The organism is Aurantiacibacter rhizosphaerae, from assembly GCF_009807005.1.
In the GTDB taxonomy this organism is placed as follows: Bacteria; Pseudomonadota; Alphaproteobacteria; order Sphingomonadales; family Sphingomonadaceae; genus Alteraurantiacibacter; species Alteraurantiacibacter rhizosphaerae.
Genome location: NZ_WUBR01000002.1, coordinates 602141 through 619184, shown reverse-complemented (window position 1 = coordinate 619184; position 17044 = coordinate 602141). Strand labels below are relative to the sequence as shown.

The 17044-nt window shown below is 61.2% G+C and carries 13 protein-coding genes; 4 read left to right on the top strand and 9 right to left on the bottom strand.

What is annotated here, in order from left to right; genetic code table 11:
• The first annotated feature begins 184 nt into the window (after window positions 1–184).
• Both GRF63_RS10455 and alaS read left to right on the top strand, forming a co-directional pair.
• On the top strand, window positions 185–1012 hold the full coding sequence (locus tag GRF63_RS10455) for a class I SAM-dependent methyltransferase (protein ID WP_160485936.1): 828 nt from the start codon (window positions 185–187) through the stop codon (window positions 1010–1012).
• 48 nt (window positions 1013–1060) lie between these two features.
• Window positions 1061–3727, top strand: coding sequence for an alanine--tRNA ligase (gene alaS, locus GRF63_RS10450; RefSeq protein WP_160485935.1), 2667 nt, complete (start codon window positions 1061–1063; stop codon window positions 3725–3727).
• A 3-nt stretch (window positions 3728–3730) separates the two neighbouring features.
• Here alaS and GRF63_RS10445 read toward each other — a convergent pair whose 3' ends face one another.
• Together GRF63_RS10445 and GRF63_RS10440 are read right to left on the bottom strand one after the other, a co-directional pair.
• Window positions 3731–3898: a hypothetical protein gene (locus tag GRF63_RS10445; protein WP_160485934.1), complete on the bottom strand. Its 168-nt coding sequence runs from the start codon at window positions 3896–3898 to the stop codon at window positions 3731–3733.
• Between the two features lie 54 nt (window positions 3899–3952).
• The gene (locus GRF63_RS10440) at window positions 3953–5719 is read right to left on the bottom strand and encodes a cation:proton antiporter domain-containing protein (protein ID WP_160485933.1); all 1767 of its coding nucleotides are present in this window, start codon (window positions 5717–5719) and stop codon (window positions 3953–3955) included.
• Window positions 5720–5850: 131 nt separating this feature from the next.
• Between GRF63_RS10440 and putP the strand changes: the two genes are divergently transcribed.
• Entirely contained in the window at window positions 5851–7317 is a 1467-nt protein-coding gene (putP, locus tag GRF63_RS10435) for a sodium/proline symporter PutP (protein WP_160485932.1), read from the top strand.
• 7 nt (window positions 7318–7324) lie between these two features.
• Window positions 7325–8554, top strand: coding sequence for an FAD-dependent oxidoreductase (locus tag GRF63_RS10430; protein ID WP_160485931.1), 1230 nt, complete (start codon window positions 7325–7327; stop codon window positions 8552–8554).
• Here the strand turns inward: GRF63_RS10430 and GRF63_RS10425 are convergent.
• The 7 genes from GRF63_RS10425 to GRF63_RS10395 are packed head-to-tail and all read right to left on the bottom strand — an operon-like array spanning window position 8551 to window position 17041.
• Window positions 8551–10155: a bifunctional GNAT family N-acetyltransferase/carbon-nitrogen hydrolase family protein gene (locus tag GRF63_RS10425; protein ID WP_160485930.1), complete on the bottom strand. Its 1605-nt coding sequence runs from the start codon at window positions 10153–10155 to the stop codon at window positions 8551–8553. The two genes, GRF63_RS10430 and GRF63_RS10425, sit on opposite strands and share 4 nt — an antisense overlap.
• A 19-nt stretch (window positions 10156–10174) precedes the next feature.
• The gene (locus GRF63_RS10420; RefSeq protein WP_160485929.1) at window positions 10175–11404 is read right to left on the bottom strand and encodes an NADP-dependent isocitrate dehydrogenase; all 1230 of its coding nucleotides are present in this window, start codon (window positions 11402–11404) and stop codon (window positions 10175–10177) included.
• A gap of 59 nt (window positions 11405–11463) precedes the next feature.
• Window positions 11464–12558, bottom strand: a complete 1095-nt coding sequence (locus GRF63_RS10415; protein WP_160485928.1) for an NAD(P)/FAD-dependent oxidoreductase — start codon at window positions 12556–12558, stop codon at window positions 11464–11466.
• Window positions 12555–13250 carry a methyltransferase domain-containing protein gene (locus tag GRF63_RS10410; RefSeq protein WP_202131673.1) on the bottom strand — a complete coding sequence of 232 codons (696 nt, stop codon included), beginning with the start codon at window positions 13248–13250 and terminating at the stop codon, window positions 12555–12557. Before GRF63_RS10410 ends, GRF63_RS10415 begins: the two co-directional genes overlap by 4 nt.
• The gene (locus GRF63_RS10405; RefSeq protein ID WP_160485926.1) at window positions 13234–14304 is read right to left on the bottom strand and encodes a type III polyketide synthase; all 1071 of its coding nucleotides are present in this window, start codon (window positions 14302–14304) and stop codon (window positions 13234–13236) included. The genes GRF63_RS10410 and GRF63_RS10405 overlap by 17 nt, the downstream gene beginning before the upstream one ends.
• A 38-nt stretch (window positions 14305–14342) precedes the next feature.
• A complete protein-coding gene (locus GRF63_RS10400; RefSeq protein WP_160486330.1) occupies window positions 14343–15194 on the bottom strand; it encodes an NAD(P)H-dependent flavin oxidoreductase in 852 nt (283 codons plus the stop codon).
• Between the two features lie 56 nt (window positions 15195–15250).
• Window positions 15251–17041 carry an acyl-CoA dehydrogenase C-terminal domain-containing protein gene (locus GRF63_RS10395; protein ID WP_160485925.1) on the bottom strand — a complete coding sequence of 597 codons (1791 nt, stop codon included), beginning with the start codon at window positions 17039–17041 and terminating at the stop codon, window positions 15251–15253.
• Between the last annotated feature and the right edge of the window lie 3 nt (window positions 17042–17044).

Here is a 17044-nt window from a genome sequence, read left to right as displayed (position 1 = left end):
TCTCTCCAGGACAGTGTTCCATGTGTTCCACATTAGCAGTGGATCACCGGTCACCCCAGGTCTTGCGAAAGCGGAGCCGGCGCCAGGTGGACTTGTCCACCGCCGCCGGCTTCTTCGCATCGGCCCAATTGTGACTTGCCTGACAGAGCGTTAGTCTCCACCGTAACTTTGGGGGAGACAGGATTTGGTAGACACGAACGAGTGGCAGGGGCGCAGCGGTGAAACTTGGGCCGCGCAATGGCGACGGACGGATCGCAGTTTCACGCAGCTTACCGAACGCCTTTTGCAGCGAACCCGCGATATCGATTTCTCCCAAGTGCTGGATATCGGCTGCGGCGCTGGCGAGCTCTCGCTGGCCATGGCGCGAGGCCGGCCAGCGGTCTCCATCACCGGCGTTGATGTTTCGCCGCAGCTCATCGCCGTCGCACAGGATCGCGGCAGCCATCTCGCCAACGTTGAGTTCGTGAACGCAGATGCCGCGCAATGGCAAAGCCCTGATGATGCCGCGCCCAATGCACTGATTTCGCGCCACGGGGTGATGTTCTTCGCCGATCCCACAGCCGCCTTCACCAACCTCGCACAGCAGAGTCAGCCGCATGCGAACCTGTTGTTTTCCTGCTTTCGAGAGGTTTCGCAAAACCCGTTCTTCACGCAGATCATCCGCCAATTGCCACAGGCCCCGCCACCGCCAGACCCCACCGGACCAGGGCCCTTTGCCTTTGCCGAGGTTGACTGGGTGGTTTCCATCCTGCGCTCTGCCGGCTGGGAGAATGTGGAGTTCGAGAAGCTGGACTTTCCCATGATCGCCGGTGCAGGCGAAAATCCGGTTGATGATGCGGTTGAATATTTCTCGCTGATCGGGCCCGCAGCGCGCCTGGCAGCGGAAATGGATACAGCGGCACGGGACCGGTTCTTCGCCCGCGTTCGCGCGGTTTGTGAGCGCAATTGTTACGAAGGTATCGTCGCGCTGCCCGCAGCGGCCTGGATTGTTTCCGCCAGGAAGGCAGGTTAGTTCGCAACGCGGCTTGCCGGAGGGCGATTTGCTCCCTAATTCGCCCACATGACAACGACCAACGAAATTCGCCGCACATTCCTGGAATTCTTCGCGGACAAGGACCACAAGATCGTCCCGTCCGCGCCGCTTGTGCCGTATAACGATCCCTCACTGATGTTCGTCAATGCGGGCATGGTGCCGTTCAAAAACGTGTTCACCGGTGTCGAGGCAGCGCCGGCTCCGCGCGCCACCAGCAGCCAGAAATGTGTGCGCGCAGGCGGCAAGCATAATGATCTCGACAATGTCGGATATACCGCGCGCCACCTGACCTTCTTTGAAATGCTCGGCAATTTCAGCTTTGGCGATTACTTCAAGGAACGCGCGATTGAACTTGCGTGGACCATGGTCACCAAGGAACTGAGCCTTGACGCCGATCGCCTGCTGGTCACCGTATATCACACGGATGACGAGGCGTTTGACCTGTGGAAACGGATCGCTGGCCTGCCGGATGACCGGATCATTCGCATCCCCACGAAGGACAATTTCTGGGCGATGGGGTCTGACGGCCCATGCGGACCATGCTCTGAGATTTTCTGGGATCACGGGCCGGCCGTCGCGGGCGGCCCGCCAGGATCGCCCGACGAGGATGGCGATCGTTTCGTAGAGATCTGGAACCTGGTGTTCATGCAACACCTGCAGGAAGCGGACGAAATCACCGGCAATCTCCCTCGCCCCAGCATCGACACCGGCATGGGGCTGGAGCGGATTTCCACCGTGCTGCAAGGCGTGCACAACGTGTTCGAAACAGACACGTTCAAGACCATTATCGCCGCAAGCGAAGAACAATCCGGCGCCAGGGCAGAGGGCGATGCTCTTGCCAGTCATCGCGTGATTGCGGACCATCTGCGGTCCACCAGCTTTTTGATCGCGGACGGTGTTCTGCCGTCAAACGAAGGGCGCGGCTATGTGCTGCGCCGCATCATGCGCCGCGCCATGCGCCATGCCCATCTGCTAGGTTCCGATAAGCCCCTGATGCATCGCCTCGTACCGACGCTGGTAGGCGAAATGGGCCAGGCCTATCCCGATCTGGGCCGTGCGCAGGCGCTGATCACCGAGGTGCTGGAGCGGGAAGAAAGCCGCTTTCGCCAGACCCTGGAGAAAGGGCTTCGGCTGCTTGATGAGGAAACCAGATCGCTGGGCGAGGGCGATAGCCTGCAGGGCGAAACTGCCTTCAAGCTCTACGATACCTATGGCTTCCCCTACGATCTGACCGAGGACGCATTGCGCGCGCGCGGTGTGGGCGTGGATCGCGAAGGCTTTGATGCAGCGATGGCCCGGCAGAAGGCGGCGGCGCGTGCAGCGTGGAAAGGCTCCGGCGCGGCGGCGGATAGCGAACATTGGTTCGATATTGCCGAGCGCGAGGGTGCCACGGAATTCACTGGCTATTCCTCCACCGAAGGCGAAGGCCGCGTGGTTGCGCTGATCATCGATGGTGAAGAGGTGACGCGCGCGGAAAGCGGGCAGGATGTGCTGGTGCTGACCAACCAGACGCCGTTCTACGGTGAAAGCGGCGGCCAGAGCGGCGATGCAGGCATCATCTCCGATGAGGATGGCCTGGAGATAGAAGTCACCGATACGTCAAAACCGCTGGGGCGCCTGCATGCCCACCATGGCAAGGTGAAGGCCGGTGCTATTTCCGTGGGTGACACCGTGCACATGGCTATCGATGCAGAGCGACGCGACAAGATCCGCGCCAACCACTCTGCCACGCACCTTTTGCATGCGGCCCTGCGCAATCATCTGGGAGACCATGTGACGCAGAAGGGATCGCTGGTGGCAGAGGATCGCTTCCGCTTCGATTTCTCTCATCCAAAGCCGATCACCGCAGCTGAGATCGCGGCGATAGAGGCTGAGGTGAATGGAGAGATCCGCGCCAATGAAGATGTGCGTACGCAACTGATGAGCCCCGACGATGCTATCGAGGCTGGCGCGATGGCGCTGTTTGGAGAGAAATACGGCGATGAAGTTCGCGTGCTTTCCATCGGCCGCAGCGATGTTGGCGGTTCAGGCCGGAGCTACTCGGTTGAATTGTGCGGCGGAACGCATGTGAATGCCACGGGCGATATCGGCCTGCTGCGGATCATATCGGAAAGCGCGGTGTCCTCCGGCGTGCGGCGCATAGAAGCGCTGACCGGCGAGGCTGCGCGGCAATGGATTGTGAGGCGTGAGGAAGCTCTGAAATCCGTTGCAGCAACATTGAAAACCGCCCCGGACGAAGTCGAGGCACGCGTCGCTGCACTGGTCGATGAGCGCAAGAGCCTGGAGCGCGAACTGGCCGAGGCGCGCAAGCAACTGGCGCTGGGCGGCGGGTCTGGTGCTGCTGCGGCGGCAGACGAAGACATCGCCGGTGTGAAATTCTCCGGCGAGGTGCTTAATGGCATGGATCCCAAGGAACTGCGCGGACTGCTGGATGAAGCGAAGAACCGCATGAGCTCCGGCGTGGCAGCGATCTGTGCCGTTAATGATGGCAAGGCGGCGTTTGCCGTGGGGATTACCGAGGATCTGACAGGCACCATAAGTGCTGTTGACCTGGTGCGGGCCGGTGTTGCAGCATTGGGCGGCAAGGGTGGCGGTGGTCGCCCGGATATGGCCCAAGGTGGCGGGCCCGATGGTGACAAGGCGGAAGATGCGTTGGCCGCCGTGCGCGAAGCACTGGCGACCAAGGGCGGTTAACAATCAGCCGACGCGGTTTTGCGAAGCGCGACGTCGGTCGCCTTCGCTGCCGCGCGGTACATCCGTCATATTTCGGGTGGCGCGGCCATGCTCGTCATCTGCGGCGACGTTCTTTGGCTTGAACTTCTCGTCATTGGAAATCGGCTTGGTGGGGTCTTTTTGTCCGCTCATAGGTACTCTCCTTTCCCCATCAACGCATCAAACCCGCTGAATGTCCGAGAATTATCAGCTTTTCGCCGTACTCGTGCGCAGCTTGGGCTTGTGTTCCAGCGCTCCGTTTTCGCGGATCTGTTCGCGGAACTCGTCTCGCTTCTCGTGAATGGAGGCAATCACCGGCCCCATCGGCACGCCCAGATCGACCAGCACTGCCTCCGATAGCTGGAGCGAGCTTTCCAGCGTTTCCGGCACGGCGGTGGATGCCCCACTGCGGTAAAGCTCTGCCGCGTGGAAACTGTCCCGTGCGCGGGCGATGATCGGCAGATCGGGGTGAGAGGCGCGCAGCTTTTTCACCAGCCGCTGCGCCAGGATATGTTCGTCCATGGTCAGGATGACCGCGGGCGCCTGATCGATGCCAAGGTGATCGAGCGAATCGGATCGCATCGCATTGCCGAATACCGCATAATATCCATCACGGCGTGCCTGCTCGATCAGGTCGCTATCGGCATCGACGGCCACATAAGGCTTTTCGTGCATGTCCAGCATCTGCGCGATCAGCCTGCCGACACGGCCGAAACCCACGATGATCACGCGCGGTGTGTGTTTGTCGCCGTTCACCTCGTCCAGCGTGGGGGCGGGTTCCACCCGGCGCGCGACATAACGGCCCAGCAGCGCCAGCAGCGGCGTGATGGTGAGGCCGATCGCGGTGACGATCTGCCAGAATTGCGCCGTGCCGGGCTGCACCAGCAGGGCATTGGTGGCAGCGGCGAGCACGATCAGTGTCGTTTCCGACGGGCTGGCCATCAGAATGCCGGTTTCCGTCGCAGTGCTGCGCCGGGCGCCCATGAGGCGCAGCAACACGCCGGTCACCACGGCCTTCAACGTCAGCACGCCCACCACCGCGCCCAGGATCATCCAGAGATTGTTCCAGATCGTGGCCAGATCGATACCCATGCCAACGGTGATCAGGAAGATGCCGAGGGCAAGGCCCTTGAACGGCTCCATGATGCCTTCGACTTCGGTGTGATACTCCGTCTCCGCGATCAGCAGGCCCGCAATCAGCGCGCCGACGATGGGGGAGAGGCCGACGAATGCCGTCGCCAGGCTGGCGCCGATCACCACCAGCAGGCTGGCAGCAAGGAAAAGCTCCGGGCTTTTGGTACGGGCGGCCTGGGCGAAAAGCTTTGGCAGCAGGAAGCGGCCTGCAACCATCATCACGAACACCACCAGCAGGCCCTGCCAGATGGTTTCGAACAGGCTGACAGCGCCTTCCTCCGCCGCGAAGGGGGCAAGCGCGCCCAGCAGGAAGATGACCGGCACGATCATGATGTCTTCGAACAACAGCATCGACAGCGCCGCGCGGCCCACTGGCGTGTTGGTGCCGGAAATCGGCAGCACCAGCGCGGTGGAGGAGAAGGCGAGCGCAAGGCCCAGCGCCATCGCGCCCGTCCAGTATTGCCCCATCATCGAAAGGATTGCCGCCAGTAGCGATCCGATCACCAGCAGCTCCAGCGCGCCGAGCCCGAAAACCAGCTTACGCAGCTGCCACAATCGGTTGAAGCTCAGCTCCAGCCCGATGGCGAACAACAGCAGGATGATGCCGAACTCGGCAAAAGGCTCCAGCCGCTCCTGATCCGTGATCGTGACGTAAGAGAGCCAGTCGTAATTGGGCACCATGCGGCCAAGGCCATAAGGCCCCACAAGCAGGCCGATCAGGATAAAGCCGATAATCGGCGTTACGCGGAAGCGGGCGAACAGCGGAATCACGATTCCAGCCGCGCCCAGAATGACGAGCGCGTCCTTCATAATCGGAGAAATGGCTTCGGCACCGTGCATCGCGGGTCATTATCCAAGATCGCAAGACCTTTCACAACCGGTATATTGCGTTGCAGCGCGAATGTTTGACATGGAATGGCGAGTTTCCCGCCACTGGTGACATGCGCGCCACGGACTGTATGCATGGCGCCATGCAGACACCCACACTGATTGCTCTCGCCCTTTATTTCATCCTGATGCTTGGCATCGGAGTCTACGCCTGGAAGCGGTCTACAGAAGACAGCGAAGGTTATTTGCTTGGGGGGCGCAATCTGCCGCCCGCGGTGGCTGCCCTGTCAGCAGGTGCCTCGGACATGTCTGGCTGGCTGTTGTTGGGATTGCCCGGTGCGTTGTTCCTTGCCGGCCTGGTTGAAGCGTGGATCGGCATTGGCCTTTTCGCAGGGGCCGTGGCCAACTGGTTCATCGTCGCCCCACGCTTGCGCCAGCAGACGGTGGAATACGGCAATGCCCTGACGATCCCGGAATTCCTGGCCAACCGCTTCCCGGATAATGCCATCGCACTGCGCGTGATCTCCGCGATCATCATCGTGATATTCTTCGCCGTGTATTCCGCAGCAGGGCTGGTGGGCGGCGGCCTGCTGTTTGAAAGCACCTTTATTGCGCAGCCGGTAATGGGCTTCAGCCCCTATATGGCCGGGGTCTTGCTAACGGCGCTGGTGGTGCTGGCATACACCATGGTTGGCGGCTTCCTGGCCGTCAGCCTGACCGATTTCGTGCAGGGCTGCATCATGGTGGTGGCGCTGGTGGTGATGCCGCTGGTGGTATTGTTCGGCGATGGCTGGGCCGCAACGGGCGATGCGCTGCGCGCAGTCGATCCTAGTTTCCTCAGCCTGTTCGGCGGTTTGACGACGATCGGCTTCCTCTCCGCGATTGCATGGGGCCTTGGTTATTTCGGTCAGCCGCACATCATCGTGCGCTTCATGGCTATTCGGGAGGGCGGCGTGAGAGCCGCGCGCAACATTGGCCTTGCCTGGATGCTGGTTGCCTTGATCGGCGCGCTGGGCGTGGGCCTTGCCGGGCGGGCGCATGTGGAAATGAACGGGCTTGTGCTGGAGAATTCGGAAACGATTTTCATCCTGCTCGCCAACACGCTGTTTCATCCCTTTGTCACCGGCTTCCTGCTGGCGGCGCTGCTGGCCGCGATCATGAGCACGATTTCCTCGCAATTGCTGGTAAGTTCCAGCTCCTTGACCGAGGATTTCTATCGCCTGTTCCTGCGCAAGGAAGCGAGCGAAAAGGAAGCCGTGACCGTGGGCCGCATCAGCACCGCGCTGGTGGCCATCGCGGCCATCATCATCGCCAGCGATCCTGAAAGCGGAGTGCTGGCACTTGTGGCCAATGCCTGGGCTGGCTTTGGTGCGGCGTTCGGCCCGCTGATAGTCCTGTCGCTGACATGGAAGCGCATGACGGGCGCTGGTGCCGTGGCAGGCCTTATCACTGGCGCGATTGTCGTTATTGCGTGGATTTCGCTCGGCTGGAATTCGCAGTTCCTTGGCGGAGAGGGTATTTACGAGATCATTCCCGGCTTTATCGCTGCCTGGCTTGCCATCTGGTTGGTGAGCAAGGCCACGTACACACATCGACCGCAAGTGGTCTGAGCAGCGAATGGTCGAAGAGGGCACCGCCTCGCATCCCGTGGTGATCGTGGGCGGCGGACCCGCCGGAATGATGGCGGGCGTTCTGCTGGCGCGGGCGGGTGTCCCGGTAACCGTGCTGGAAAAGCATGCGGATTTCTTTCGCGATTTTCGCGGAGATACCGTCCACCCCTCGACACTGGAGATATTCCACCAGCTTGGCTGGCTGCAGGAACTGCTCGAGATCCCGCACAGCCGCATTGACGAGATTTCGGTGCGCATTGCGGGTGACGAATGCAGGATCGTGGATTTCCGGCATCTAGATCTGGCCGCACCCTATGTCGCGATGATGCCGCAGTGGGATTTGCTGGATTTCCTTGCGGAAAAGGGCCGCGACTATCCCACGTTCGCTCTGCGCATGCAGGCCGAGGCCATCGGTGTGACCGCAGATCGGGCTGGCCGCATTTCGGCGGTGGAACTGGCGTCTGGTGAAGTGATCCCGGCCCGACTGGTGATCGCGGCGGACGGGCGACGATCAGTGCTGCGCGATGCGGCACATCTGCCACTCACGCAAATTGGCGCACCGATGGATGTGTTCTGGTTTCGTCTGGACAAGCTTTCTGGCGGCGATCAGGCGAGTTTCGGCACGATGGCGGCAGGAAAGTTCCTGGTGACGATCGAACGCAGCGATTATTTCCAATGCGCCTATCTGTTCCGCAAGGGTGGCGCCGCCGCCTTGCGCCAAAGGGGTATCGGTCAATTTCGGCAGGATCTGGCATCGCTATTGCCGGATATGGAGCGATCCATTGCTGCATTGCAGGACTGGGATCAGGTAAAGCTGCTGGATGTGGCGCTGGACCGGTTGGAGCGGTGGCACAGCCCCGGTTTGCTGGCGATCGGCGATGCCGCCCATGCGATGAGCCCCATTGGCGGGGTGGGCATCAACGTGGCGGTGCAGGATGCGGTGGCTATGGCCAATATCCTGGCGGAGCCGCTGGCCAGGGGCGCTGATCCCGATCCCCTGCTGGCACAGGTTCAGGCCCATCGCTGGAAAGCGGTAACGCGCATGCAGGCGATGCAGAAGTTCGTGCAGGACCGCGTGATAGAGCCGGTGCTCGCGCGCAAGAAGCCGATTACGCGGCCGTTTCTGCCGGTGCGCCTGCTGAACGCGATACCGCCGCTGCGCCGGATCCCTGCCCGCATTATCGGGCTGGGCTTCGATCCGGTGCAGATCGAAAGCGAAGCTATACTGCGCGGTTAACCGCCGCCGGGGCCATGTTGCTGCAGGGGAGGCGGGCCGCTGATGTCTGCCGCATCGCCGGCTGCTCCCTTCTGCTCCCACTCGATCCGGTAAAGGTCGAAGCGACGGTCCGCCAGATTGCGCACCGTGCCTTCTGCGCGCGCCCAGGCAAGGTCCGCCAGGTTCACATCGCTGATCGTCAGCGTCTCGACGTTCTCGGAAGCTTCTGCCGCAATACCGTCACGCGCGAAGGGGAAGTCGCACGGCGTCAGGATGCAGCTTTGCGCATATTGGATATCCATGTTGGCGACATTGGGCAGATTGCCCACGTTTCCGCTCATCACCACATAGCACTGGTTCTCGATCGCGCGGGCAGCAGCGCAATATCGCACGCGCATGTAACCTTGGCGGCTATCGGTGCAGAAGGGCACGAAAATGATGCGCGCGCCTTCATCTGCCAGTCGCCGGGCCAGTTCGGGAAATTCGCTGTCATAACAGATCAGCACGCCAACCGGGCCGCAGTCGGTCTGGATCACATCCACCGAATCCCCGCCGCGGATGTTCCACCAATATGCCTCGTTCGGGGTGGGGTGGATCTTTTCCTGTTCGTGCGTTGAACCATCGCGCAGGCACACCATCGCCACATTGTGGATGTCGCCATCCTCCATGCGCGTGGGGTGAGATCCGCCGATGATGTTGATATTGTACTTCAGCGCCATCTCGCTCAACGCCTCGCGGATGCGCGGCGTATAGTCGGAAAGCAGTTCTATGCTTTCCATGGGCGAGAGTTCTTCCTCCTCCGCGCTGAGCAGCATCAGCGTGAAAAGTTCGGGAAAGAGGATGAAGTCCGATTCGTAATCGCTTGCAACGTCAACGAAATATCGGACGTGTCCGATGAATTCGTCGAAGTCTTTAACGGCGCGGGCCTGCATTTGGCAGGCAGCGACACGCACGTTTTCCACGCCGCGCGGCACGCGGGCCTTGGGGCTGGCTTCCTGATCCACGAACGGATTGCGCCACACCATGTGCGTGGCAAAGGCGCGGCTGCGCTTGTCTTCGGGCAGATAGTTGGGAAGGATGCCGATCGGCTCAAACCCGTTGGCCAGCTGGAAGCGCAGAACCGGGTCATGAATTTTGCCCTGAATCACCTTTTCAAGGTAATCATCCGGCCCTTCGACCCGGCGCCAGCTCCTGGACAGATTGGGCATGCGCCCGCCAAAGACGATGCCTTTCAGCTCCAGCCGTTCGGCCAGTTTGCGGCGTTCCTCGTACAGCCGCCGCCCGATACGGGTGCCGCGCGTCTTGGGATCGACGCACAGTTCATAGCCGTACAGCCAGTCACCTTTGGGATCGTGGCGGCTGCCATAGCCCTTGCCGGTAATCTCGTCCCAGCTATGCGGCCGCAGCGCCTTGTCGCCGCCGATCAGCATCGACGCGCAATAGCCGATCAGCTTGTCGTCCAGAAACGCCACGAAGCAGCCTTCGCGGTAGTTGTTCAACTGACCGCGAATTTCGCTCTGCGTATAGGGGGCAAAGTCTTCGTACACCCGCTTGGCGAGAGCGGCGATTTTGCGGATATCGCCGATCTCTGCCTGGCGGACTTCGAGGCGGGCCTTGGTCATCCCCGCGACCCTTTCAAGCTTATGCCAGCCCCTGCTTCTTCATCTCGGCCTCAAGGCCTTCGACGATGGCTTCGAAGAACTGCTCTGTCGTCATCCAGCTCTGGTTGGGGCCGATCAGCAGAGCGAGGTCCTTCGTCATCTTGCCGCTTTCGACGCAGGAGATGCAGACCTTTTCCAGCGTTTCGGCAAAGGCGACCACGTCCGGCGTGTTGTCGAAACGGCCACGATACATCAGGCCGCGCGTCCAGGCGAAGATGGATGCGATGGGGTTGGTGGAGGTCGCCTTGCCCTGCTGGTGCTGGCGATAGTGGCGGGTGACGGTGCCATGGGCAGCTTCTGCTTCCACGGTCTTGCCGTCCGGCGTCATCAGGACAGACGTCATCAGGCCCAGCGAGCCAAAGCCCTGCGCCACGATGTCGGACTGCACGTCACCGTCGTAGTTCTTGCAGGCCCATACGAACTTGCCGTTCCACTTCAGAGCGGCGGCAACCATGTCATCGATCAAGCGATGCTCGTAACCGATGTCGGCAGCTTCGAACTTTTCCTTGAAGCCCTCGGTGTTGAACACTTCCTCGAACAGGTCCTTGAACCGGCCATCGTACTTTTTCATGATGGTGTTCTTGGTGGACAGATACACCGGCCAGCCACGATCAAGGCCATAGTTGAAGCTGGCGCGCGCGAAGTCGCGGATGCTCTCGTCATGGTTGTACATCGTCATGGCGACGCCGGGCTGATCGAAAGTGTGCACTTCCAGATCGATGTTCTGGCCATCTTCGCCTTCGAACACCATGCGCAGCTTGCCGGCGCCGGGGATCAGCGTGTCGGTGGCGCGGTACTGGTCACCAAAGGCGTGGCGGCCCACCACGATGGGGTCCGTCCAGCCCGGCACGAGGCGGGGCACGTTGTCGATCACGATGGGTTCGCGGAAAATGGTGCCGCCAAGTATGTTGCGAATGGTGCCGTTGGGCGAACGCCACATCTGCTTGAGGCCGAATTCTTCAACGCGGGCTTCATCAGGCGTGATCGTGGCGCACTTCACGCCAACGCCATATTTCTTGATCGCCTCGGCGGAATCGATGGTGATCTGGTCGTCAGTTTCGTCACGCTTCTCAACCGAGAGATCGTAATATTTCAGGTCCACATCCAGATAGGGAAGGATCAGACGTTCACGAATCCATTGCCAGATGATCTTCGTCATCTCGTCGCCGTCGATCTCTACGATGGGGTTTTTGACCTGAATCTTCGCCATGTGGGGCCTACCTGTCTATTGTCTGAATCTGTGCGGTTTGCGCGCGTCCTAGCAGAGCCTTACCGTGGCGCAAGAGAGGGCGGGGCCTCAATGCGCGCAAGGTCTGCAAAAACCGCGATTGCGGAAGGTGCGATGCCGGCCAGCGCAATTGCCGCGCGGGCACCCATTTGCGTTTCTGCAAGGTGCCAGGCGAGGCGGGCCAGACGCACCGGCTTGCGCGCCTTCTTCGCGAAATTGCGCTGATAGTCATGCGCTGAGTGGCCTTGGCAATAATGCTCAGCCGCACAGACGCCGCTGGCGAGTGCAATGGAAATACCTTCGCCAGCCAGCGAGGGGATAACCGCAGCCTGATCGCCAAGCCTGTAAAGTCCGGGGGAGGTCGTGTCGCAAATCCAGCCATAGGGCACTGCGCCGATGGTGTCTGGACAGGCCTCGCGCCAATCGTCCCCCAGTCGCGCAGCAAGAGCGGGATTGTCGCGCGCCAGAGTAGCGAAAAGCTTTTCGGGTAAACCACCAGCTTCGGCCAGCGCGCTCTTGCGCATGGCGAGGCAGATATTGGCGGAGCCGCCTTCCTGCAGGACAATACCGACATAGCCGCCCTTGAAAAGATGCAGTTCAATCGCTCCTTCCAGCAGGCGGGTCCGTTCTGGCGAGGCGGGCAGGCGCAGCCGGATGCCGAGGGCGGTATCCTTGGCATTGCGAGGGCGCGACTGGCCACGAATATCGTGCTTGCCGGTGGCGTGAAAGATCGCGGATGATTGCCAGTCGCGCGCCTTTCCATGCGCGGCACCTTCGGAAAGCCCGCGGATTTCATCGAACACCATGTTTACGCCGTGGCCCATGGCGACGGTTCGCATGGCTGAATCCAGCGCGTGGCGGGAGAGGCCGTAGGCGACATGCGGCAAATCGAGAGAGGCGCGGCGTTTGCCATCGAATAGGCGGAGACGTCGCACGCGGTGCGCGCCTGCGGCATGGATATCCACGCCAAGGCGTTGCAATTGCTCCGCCGTGCGCCAGCTGAGAAAGCCGCCGCAGAGCGGATCGCCCACCGTTTCATCTTTGTCCAACAGCGTGACGTCCTTGCCACCTTGCGCCAGGCGGATCGCCGCCGCGCATCCGGCAGGACCAGCGCCAAGGATCAGCGGCAAAGTCATTCCCTTATGCACGAAACGCACAGGCGGAAGGGAAAGTTGCGCTCGACCTGCGCGCCGGCGACATTGGCCTCTGCCAGCATCTCTTCCCACTCGTGCGGGCGGAATGATCGGGCGATCGACGTCTGCCCGTCCATGCGCACGATGCGATGCAGACCTGCCAGTTGAGACAGCACTGGATAGCCGAAATAGCTGACCGAATGGCGATGCAGATCGTTTACAAACCAGCCGACCCGCGCCTCTGCATCCATCACTCGCAGGAAAAGTTGCAGTTCCTCATGCGACATATGGTGGGCGACGAGGCTGGAAACGATGAAGTCCCACTTCGTATCCATCAGATCCGCATAATCGCCGGTGCGATAGACGATCGGCATTTCAGGCGGAGTTGCCTCCCTCGCGGCAGACTGGCTGCGCGGGTTGAGATCCACGCCGACAAGCTTGGCCTCGATACCCCGTGATTTTGCCCATCCAGCAATTTCGCGCAGCATGTCCCCTTGGCCAAAGCCCACGTCGAGCAGGGTGAAGCTTTTGCGGCCATTCATGGCGCGGTCGAGAAAATTGAGCGTTGGGCGATAGCCCAGCGTTAGTCGGTTTACCCTGGCAAGATCGACGAGCACCGCGCGATAGACGGTTTCGGGCAGCGCCTGATCGTCCATGAGTTCCTCCGTATCGAGGCGCTCAGTCAGCATGGCCATCTATCCAGCCAAACCGCAAACCCTCCATCGCCAGACCCGGCCCGAAGGCCAGCGCAATGCCGCTTTCCGGTCGTTCGCGGGCTAGCCGTTCCAGCACGAAGAGAACGGTGGCAGACGACATATTGCCATATTCGTCCAGCACGCCGCGCGACGCATCTAGGGCATGGGGAGGGAGGGGGAGCCCGCGCTCTACCGCGTCGAGCACGGATCGCCCGCCGGGATGCACGGCCCAGGCTTGCGGCGCGTGGTCGCCAAGTATGATCTTGCGCGTTACGTCATTATCCAGCGCATCGGCCAGCCGTCCTGGCACTTCGCCCGAAAGATGCATGGCAAAGCCACTGTCGCCGATTGTCCAGGTGATGAGCTCGTCGCTCTCCTCCAGCGCCAGCGAAACGCCCGCGCCAAGCGCCAGGCCACCGCCTTTCGCGCTGACAAGCGCCGCTGCGGCACCATCAGCGAATTGTCCCATGGCCAGAAGCCGCTCTATATCGTCGGTTTCCTGCAAATGCAGGGAGCAAAGCTCTACCGAAACGGCCAGCACATTAGCTGTGGGATCGGATCGGACGATGTGCCCCGCGGTGCGGAGCAGGGTAACGCCGGCATAGCAGCCCATGAAGCCGATGGAGACACGCTCCACACTGGCGGGCAGGCCAAGGCGGCGGGCAATCAATTGGTCCAGCCCCGGCGCGATAAAGCCGGTGCAGCTGGCGATCACGATGTGGGTGATGCCATCGGTAGAGGGCAGGCCCGCAATCGCCTTCATCGCGAGATCGGGCGCGCTTTCGGCATATCGCCGCATGCGGTCCGCCGTGCCGGGTTCCTCGCCAGCCTTGTAGAAGCTGCCGAAATCCAGCTTAGCGTCGCTGCCGGATAGAACGGAATAGCGATGGGAAATGCCGCCGCGCGATTCCATGCGGCGAAACAGCTTTTCGCGCCGATCATCATTCAACTGGCTTGCGGCCCATTCGGTATAGCGATCATGGACATCGCATTCAGGCACAGCCGTGGAAATGGCAGTGACACGCGGGACGCAGGTTTCGATTTTTCCGGACATTCGGATATTCCAACGGCGACCAGCGCCGTTGGTGCCCATCACCCGCAGAATTTCGTACGCGCGCCCTCGTACTCGGCGATCAGCTGTTCGCAAATCTGCTGTGTCGGGCGGACTTCGCGTGTCGCGCCTGTGCCATGACCGGCGGACCAGATCGTCTTCCAGGCCTTGGCTTCCTCGTTCAGTGACATCTCGCCCGGCGCATCATGCAGGGTTGCCGCATCCAGGCTGGGGGTGAGAAAATTGGCGCCAACGCCGGTCACCTTGTTGGTGTAGGAGATGTCTTTCGCACTGGCGCCGATCATCATGTCCTTCTGGCCCTGCGGCGCCATGCTTTCCGCCGCGGCGATGAAATGGCTGCCAAAATAGGCATAGTCTGCGCCCATCATCTGGGCCGCGGCGATGTGGCCGCCGTGGCTCATTGAGCCTGACAGGATCAGCGCGCCGTCCCAGAACTCGCGAATTTCGCTGGTGAGGGCGAAGGGGCTGTAAGTACCTGCATGGCCGCCAGCGCCAGCAGCCACGGCGATGATGCCGTCGACACCGGCCTCCGCCGCTTTCTCCGCGTGGCGGCGCTGGATCACATCGTGAAACACCAGACCGCCATAGGAATGCACGGCCTTCACCAGATCGGGCACTGCACCTAGCGAGGTGATGATCAGCGGAACCTTGTGCTTGATGCAGACCTCAAGATCCGCCTCAACGCGCGGGTTCGACTGATGGACGATCAGGTTTACGCCAAAAGGCGCGGCATCATCGCCCAGACGCTCCTCGATCTCGCAAAGCCACTCGTCGAAACCATCCGTCGTGCGCTGGTTTAGGGCAGGAAAGGTGCCACACAGGCCCGCCTTGCAGCTTTCCACCACCAGATCGGGCCCGGATACCAAGAACATGGGCGCGACGATGGCGGGCACTTTCAGCCCGCCAGCGAAGCGATCCAGAGCGGCGCTCAAAATGCGTCCTCCGGCATGTCCATCATGCTGGCCTTGCCGCTGGTGATGGCCATCATCTGCGCCATGACGGGCGGCAGCAGGCGATCGAAGAAGAAGCGCGCGGTGATGATCTTGGCTTCGTAGAAAGCCTTCTCATCGCTGCCTTCCTCCAGCTTGGCATGGGCGATCTTAGCCGCCTTGGCAAAGCAGTAGCCCATCGCCACGAAGCCCAGCAGGCGCAGGTAATCGGTTGCGGCTGCACCGGCTTCTTCCGGGTCCTTCATCCCTTTCTGGGCGATATGCCCGGTGGAAAGCTGCAGTGCGCCGAAAGCCTGCTGCAATCCGGCAACCATCTTGCCGATATTGGCGTCGGAACCGTGGTCCTCGATAAATTGCGAGACAGGGTGGAAGAAGCTGCGCAAATTGCGCCCCATGCGATCGGGCAGCTTGCGGCCCACCAGGTCCAGTGCCTGAATGCCGTTGGTGCCCTCGTAAATCTGCGCAATGCGCGCATCGCGGGCGAACTGCTCCACGCCGGTTTCCTGAATGTAGCCGTGGCCTCCATGCACTTGCACGGCGAGATGCGCGCTTTCATGGCCAAGATCCGTGAACAGCGCCTTCACGACAGGCGTCATGAGGGCAACGAAATCCTTGGCGCGTGCGCGGGCTTCAGGTTCTTTCGAAGCATGTTCTGCATCCAGCGCGCGGCTGACCCATGCGGAAACGGCACGGCTGCCCTCATTATAGGCGCGCATGGTCATCAGCATGCGGCGAACATCAGGGTGCACGATGATCGGATCGGCAGGGCCGTCCGGGTTCTTCACGCCCGAAAGGGAGCGGCCCTGAAGGCGATCCTTCGCGTAATATACGGCGGACTGATAGGCGATTTCGCCCACGCCAAGGCCCTGGATACCCACGGCCACGCGCTCTGTATTCATCATCGCGAACATGGCTTCCAGCCCGCGGTGCGGCTTGCCAATCAGCCAGCCCTTGGCATCCTCGAAAGACATCTGGCAGGTGGCAGAAGCCTTCAGGCCCATCTTGTGTTCGATGGCGGTGGCTTGCGCATTGTTGAAATTGCCGGGATTGCCCTGCTCGTTGGGCAGATACTTCGGCACCAGGAACAGCGAGATACCCTTCACGCCCGGAGGGGCATCGGGCAGGCGCGCCAGCACCAGGTGAATGATGTTGTCGGACAGATCATGATCGCCGGCGCTGATGAAGATCTTGTTGCCAGTGACAAGGTAGCTGTCGTCATCCTGCGGCACGGCCTTGGTGCGCAGCAGGCCTAGATCGGTGCCGCAATGCGATTCTGTCAGGCACATGGTGCCCGTCCATTCGCCATTGGCCATTTTGGGCATGTAGAAGTTCTTCAGTTCGTCGCTGCCATAGGCCTCCAGCGCCACCATCGCGCCGCCGGTGAGGCCGGGATACAGGCCGAAGGAAAGGTTGGCGGAACAGGTCATTTCCTCCACCATCTTGCCGACAGCGTGGGGGGCACCCTGGCCGCCCCATTCCTCCGAGACGCCAAGGCCGGCCCAGCCGCCTTCGCAGAACTGCTTGTAGGCCTCCTGAAAACCATCGGGCGTGCGGACTACGCCGTTCTCGATCTTGCAGCCTTGCTGATCGCCAGACCAGTTGATCGGCAGCAGCACGTCACGGCAAATCTTGTTCGCCTCTTCGAGGATGGCGTTCGTCACGTCATCGTCAAAATCCTCGAACCCTTCCAGATCGCCGAAGCCATCGTTTTCATGCAGTTCGCGGATATTGAAAATCATATCGCGGATGGGTGCTTCATAGACTTGCATTGG

Coding starts and splice junctions, on each gene's coding strand:
- GRF63_RS10400 (WP_160486330.1), bottom strand. CDS start 15,194: ATGTTCTTGGTATCCGGGCCCGATCTGGTGGTGGAAAGCTGCAAGGCG.
- alaS (WP_160485935.1), top strand. CDS start 1,061: ATGACAACGACCAACGAAATTCGCCGCACATTCCTGGAATTCTTCGCG.
- GRF63_RS10415 (WP_160485928.1), bottom strand. CDS start 12,558: ATGACTTTGCCGCTGATCCTTGGCGCTGGTCCTGCCGGATGCGCGGCG.
- GRF63_RS10410 (WP_202131673.1), bottom strand. CDS start 13,250: ATGGCCATGCTGACTGAGCGCCTCGATACGGAGGAACTCATGGACGAT.
- GRF63_RS10405 (WP_160485926.1), bottom strand. CDS start 14,304: ATGTCCGGAAAAATCGAAACCTGCGTCCCGCGTGTCACTGCCATTTCC.
- GRF63_RS10395 (WP_160485925.1), bottom strand. CDS start 17,041: ATGCAAGTCTATGAAGCACCCATCCGCGATATGATTTTCAATATCCGC.
- GRF63_RS10430 (WP_160485931.1), top strand. CDS start 7,325: ATGGTCGAAGAGGGCACCGCCTCGCATCCCGTGGTGATCGTGGGCGGC.
- putP (WP_160485932.1), top strand. CDS start 5,851: ATGCAGACACCCACACTGATTGCTCTCGCCCTTTATTTCATCCTGATG.
- GRF63_RS10420 (WP_160485929.1), bottom strand. CDS start 11,404: ATGGCGAAGATTCAGGTCAAAAACCCCATCGTAGAGATCGACGGCGAC.
- GRF63_RS10440 (WP_160485933.1), bottom strand. CDS start 5,719: ATGCACGGTGCCGAAGCCATTTCTCCGATTATGAAGGACGCGCTCGTC.
- GRF63_RS10445 (WP_160485934.1), bottom strand. CDS start 3,898: ATGAGCGGACAAAAAGACCCCACCAAGCCGATTTCCAATGACGAGAAG.
- GRF63_RS10425 (WP_160485930.1), bottom strand. CDS start 10,155: ATGACCAAGGCCCGCCTCGAAGTCCGCCAGGCAGAGATCGGCGATATC.